General features: G+C 72.7%; 5 protein-coding genes. 4 read left to right on the top strand and 1 reads right to left on the bottom strand.

All coding sequences use genetic code 11. The features are described from left to right. Nucleotides 1-424, bottom strand: a 424-nt coding sequence (locus tag EYA84_RS29795) for a hypothetical protein (RefSeq protein ID WP_131057438.1), incomplete at its 3' end; no start/stop codon positions are given. 174 nt (nucleotides 425-598) lie between these two features. Here EYA84_RS29795 and rimP point away from each other — a divergent pair. From rimP to EYA84_RS29775, 4 genes are all read left to right on the top strand, one after another. Then, nucleotides 599-1,267, top strand: coding sequence for a ribosome maturation factor RimP (rimP, locus tag EYA84_RS29790; protein ID WP_131057436.1), 669 nt, complete (start codon nucleotides 599-601; stop codon nucleotides 1,265-1,267). Next, nucleotides 1,264-2,307, top strand: a complete 1,044-nt coding sequence (gene nusA / locus EYA84_RS29785; protein WP_131057434.1) for a transcription termination factor NusA — start codon at nucleotides 1,264-1,266, stop codon at nucleotides 2,305-2,307. The genes rimP and nusA overlap by 4 nt, the downstream gene beginning before the upstream one ends. Continuing rightward, the gene (locus EYA84_RS29780) at nucleotides 2,249-2,653 is read left to right on the top strand and encodes a YlxR family protein (RefSeq protein ID WP_394347632.1); all 405 of its coding nucleotides are present in this window, start codon (nucleotides 2,249-2,251) and stop codon (nucleotides 2,651-2,653) included. The genes nusA and EYA84_RS29780 overlap by 59 nt, the downstream gene beginning before the upstream one ends. 93 nt (nucleotides 2,654-2,746) lie before the next feature. Further along, a partial coding sequence (locus tag EYA84_RS29775; protein WP_131057430.1) for a translation initiation factor IF-2 N-terminal domain-containing protein occupies nucleotides 2,747-2,958 on the top strand: 212 nt, incomplete at its 3' end.

Genomic DNA, 2,958 nt, shown 5'->3' with positions numbered 1-2,958 from the left:
CCTTGGCCGACTCCCGGCCGGTCCGCTCGGCCTGGCGCAACGCGGCCAGCGTGGCGGCCGGCTCACCCGGCCGGACGGCGGGGGAGGACCAGGTCGCCCCGCTCGGAACGGCCGGGCCGGACGATGTCGCGGCACCGGTCAGCCGGGCCAGTTCGGCCGCGTGCGCCTCGTGCGACTCGGCGAGCGGGACGAGCCGGGCGGCCAGGTCGGGGTGGGCGGTGGCGGCGGCGCGCAGCCCCGCGGCGAGACCCAACGACTCGTCGACCAGCGGGGCCAGCGGGTCCGGCTCCGGTGGCTGCTCGTCCCCGCCGAAGAGACCGCAACCGCTCAGCGGCACGGCGGACCCACCCAGCGCCAGCAGCGCACCGGCCCGCAGGACCCTGCGCCGGGACAGCTCGGCGGACCCGTCCGGCCGACTCGTCATGCCCATCACCACCGGACAAGTCAACACCATCGCCGTGGGCCGTGTGGCGCGGTGGCGCCGGTGCGCCGCCCGGGCTCTCCTTCGCCGGGCGCGTTACGCTCTGCGCAACCACCGGCGCGCCCGCACCGGTGGCGTGCCGGCATGGCGGCCGACGAGCAGTGGAAGGTCCAACAGATGACGCAGCGTGGCCGTGCCACCAGAACGACGGGGCGACCCCGTGGCGGTCAGGCTCCGCGAGGTGGTCCCGCGCCGCGCACTGCTGTGCAGGGGGGCCGGGGTGACCTGGCCGCCCGCCGTGAGCGGCTGCGCGCGGTGATCGCACCGGTCGTCGCCGAGGCCGGCTACGACCTGGAGGACCTGGCCGTCTCCCGGGCCGGACGACGACACGTGGTACGCGTGATCGTCGACGCCGACGGCGGCATCAACCTGGACGCGGTCGCCGACGTGTCGCGGGCGGTCTCGGCAGCGCTGGACGCGGCCGAGGAGACCGGCGGCGACATCGTCGCCGGGGAGTACCAACTGGAGGTCAGCTCGCCGGGGGTGGACCGCCCGCTGACCCTGCCCCGGCACTGGCGGCGCAACGTGGGCCGGCTGGTCCGGGTGACCGTGCGCGGCGGGACGACCGATGGCCGACCGGCCGGCGACCGGCAGGTCACCGGGCGGGTGGTCGAGGCCGACGACGAGCGCGTGGTGCTGGAAACCGACACCGAAAGCGCCGGGTGGGCGTACGCCGACCTGGGGCCGGGCCGGGTGCAGGTCGAGTTCAGCCGCCTCGACGACCTGGCCGAATCAGAAGACCTCGACGACGATGACGATGACGATGTGGAGGACGAGGAGAGGTGAACATCGACCTCGCGGCGCTGCGCGCACTCGAGCGCGAGCGGGAGATCCCGTTCGACACGATCCTGGCGGCGATCGAGACCGCGCTGCTGACCGCGTACCGGCACACCGAGGGTGCGCAGTCGCACGCCCGGGTGGAGATCGACCGCAAGACCGGCGTGGCCCTGGTCTACGCCCAGGAACTGGGCGACGAGGGCACCGTCGACCGGGAGTGGGACGACACTCCGCACGACTTCGGGCGGATCGCCGCCATGACCGCCAAGCAGGTCATCCTCCAGCGGTTGCGGGAGGCCACCGACGAGGTGCACTTCGGCGAGTACGCGGGCCGCGACGGTGACCTGGTGACCGGGGTGGTGCAGGCGCACGAGGCCCGGGCCGAGAAGGGCATCGTCACGGTCGACCTGGGCAAGCTGGAGGGGGTGCTGCCCCAGTCCGAGCAGGTGCCCGGCGAGCGGTACACCCACGGCGAGCGGATCCGGTGCGTGGTGGTGCACGTGGCCAAGGGGATGCGCGGCCCGCAGATCACGCTCTCGCGTACCCACCCGAACCTGGTGAAGAAGCTCTTCGCCCTGGAGGTTCCGGAGATCGCCGACGGCACGGTCGAGATCGGCGCGATCGCGCGTGAGGCCGGTCACCGGACGAAGATCGCGGTCCGCTCCACCACTCCCGGGGTCAACGCCAAGGGCGCCTGTATCGGCCCGATGGGGCAGCGGGTCCGGGCGGTGATGAGCGAGCTGCACGGCGAGAAGATCGACATCATCGACTGGTCCGACGACCCGGCGACCTTCGTCGGCAACGCGTTGTCGCCGGCGAAGGCGCTGCGGGTCGAGGTGGTGGACCTGGGTGCCCGCGCGGCCCGGGTGACCGTGCCGGACTTCCAGCTCTCCCTGGCGATCGGGCGGGAGGGGCAGAATGCCCGGCTTGCTGCCCGACTGACCGGTTGGCGGATCGACATCCGGTCCGACGCGGAACAGACTGGCTCCAGTGGGCGGCCCGGAGCCGACCCCGTCCGGGAGCCAGGCGGAGCGGTCTCGGGAAGCTAGGGGTAGACTTCTTCCAGTGGCACGACGCGCGCTGCCGGAGCGCACCTGTGTGGGCTGCCGACGGCGGGCACCGGCCAGTGAACTACTGCGGATCGTCGCGGTCGGTGACGAGGCTGGGTTCAGCCTTCGACCCGATCCGGCCCGCAGACTGCCGGGTCGGGGAGCGAACATGCACCCAGATCCGGCCTGCTTCGCGCAGGCAGTGCGGCGTCGCGCCTTCGGGCGCGCGCTGCGCCTCGCCGGGGTTCCGGATGACGGCACCCTCGCGGAGTACCTGACGCGTCAACCACCACGTCCGGTCGTCCGACCGGGTGTGGCCGCTAGCAAGGTAGGACGACCGACATGAGCACACGATGAAGTCCCAGAAATGACCAGGCTTCAAGTGCACGAGTGAGGTCGCTGCGGGTGCTGCCCGCACGACCTCGGAGTGAGGAGTGCAGTGGCAGGCAAGGCCCGCGTACACGAGCTTGCGAAAGAGCTCGGGGTCGAGAGTAAGACCGTTCTCGCCAAGCTGAAAGAAATGGGCGAGTTCGTCAAGTCCGCGTCGAGCACGGTCGAGGCGCCCGTCGCCCGACGGCTGCGTAACGCCTTCGTCGCCTCCGGCGGCTCTGGTGCCCCGGCGGCTGCGCCGTCGGCCGCACCGGCTCCGGC

Source organism: Verrucosispora sp. SN26_14.1 (assembly GCF_004307965.1).
GTDB lineage: Bacteria > Actinomycetota > Actinomycetes > Mycobacteriales > Micromonosporaceae > Micromonospora.
The sequence above is the reverse complement of the archived record's forward strand: the minus strand, read 5'-3'. Positions and strand labels throughout refer to the sequence as shown.